Raw genomic sequence first — 1,538 nt, 5'->3', positions numbered from 1 at the left:
TCCCTAATCCGAAGAGTTAGGTGAGGTGGCTGCTCAGGCCGCTCCGTGGGGTGTGATGGTGACGTTGTATCCGAGTTGGTGGAGCTCGTTGAGGGCGCGGTTTTTGGTGCGTTCGGGGTGGCGTTTCTGGTGGTAGTCGGCGCCGGGTTCGTCGTAGACGGCGTTGTCGGTGAGCATGGTCCAGACCACGGTGAGCAGGCTGTGTTCGAGCGCGACGATCGCTTTGGGTTTGCCGCGAGAACGCACCAGGCGCCGGTATTTGGCGTTGAGGAAGGTGCCTTTGTGACTGGCGATCGACAACGCTGCCGCCCCGAGAGCACCTTTGAGGTGACGGTTACCGGGACGGGTTTTGACGTTTTTCACCCGTCCCGCGGACTGGTGCTGGCCGGGGCACACCCCCGCCCACGACGCCAGATGCCCTGGCGTGGGGAACTGGGCCATCTCCGCGCCGGTCTCGGCGATGAGCACATCGGCGGTGGTGGTGGAGATACCCGGGATGGTGCAGATCAGGTCCCGCTTGGCCTGAAACGGCGCCATCACCTTCTCGATGCGCTCGGTCAACGCCTCGATCCGGGTGGTGTGTTCGGTAATGAAATCCAGATGCAACTCGACCAGGAACGCGTGGTGGTCGGTGAAGCGGCCCTGCAACGCCTGGGTCAACACGGGGATCTTGCGGCGGAGTTGTTTCACCGACAACTCCGCCAACGTGGCGGGATCGCGTTCACCGTTGACCAACGCCTGCAGCATGAACCGCGACGAGACCCCGTTAATGTCGGAAACGACCACCGATAGTTTGATGCCGGCGTCTTCGAGGACTTTCTCCAACCGTTGAATTTCGCGGCTGCGTTCGCGGGTGATCGCGGTGCGGGTCCGGGTCAGATCACGTAACCGTCGGATTGGTTCGGGTGGCACGAACGAGGCACGCAGCAATCCGTGGGCGGCCAACTGCGCCAGCCACGCCGCATCCGACACATCGGTTTTGCGGCCCGGGAGGTTTTTGGCGTCGTGGGCGTTGACCAGCATCACCTCGAAGGGGGCGTCTTCGAGGAGGTAGTAGAACGGTTTCCAGTAGTCGCCGGTGGCTTCCATGACCACACACGTCACCTGCTCGGCGATCAGATAGTCCCGCAACCGGAGAATGTCGCCGCTCATCGACGACCAGGTCGTGGTGTTCTGCACGGTCTTTCGGCCTGGACTAGCCAGGCGGACACAGACTTTCACATCCGATTTCGAGACATCCATCCCGGCGCATCGGGGATGTAGCACTTCCATCTCGGTCTCCTTCCGAGTCCTCGAAAGTGGGCTGCGGACGGGGCGAACAAATTTGCAGGAGTCTAATCCGCGTGCTCGTAGCAACAATCCACGATTCCCGTGGCAGGCCCCGCGCCTCACACTGAGGTACTGGCTCTTGGGCACAAGGGAGGAATTCAAGGTCGCCGCATCCCACCCCTCCACTATCGACCCCCAACACCGTGGTGACCAGCACAAACTCTTCGACCCCCACGACGGCCGCCAGGCCGCAGATACTGAGGTGCGAG

The 1,538-nt window shown here is 62.2% G+C and carries 1 protein-coding gene; it reads right to left on the bottom strand.

The features are described from left to right. Positions 1-33 precede the first annotated feature (33 nt). Positions 34-1,272, bottom strand: coding sequence for an IS110 family transposase (locus ACFW3F_RS25480; RefSeq protein ID WP_388062491.1), 1,239 nt, complete (start codon positions 1,270-1,272; stop codon positions 34-36). Positions 1,273-1,538 lie beyond the last annotated feature (266 nt).

This window comes from Gordonia sp. NPDC058843 (genome assembly GCF_042743165.1).
In the GTDB taxonomy this organism is placed as follows: domain Bacteria; phylum Actinomycetota; class Actinomycetes; order Mycobacteriales; family Mycobacteriaceae; genus Gordonia.
This window is presented reverse-complemented; position numbering and strand designations above follow the sequence as displayed.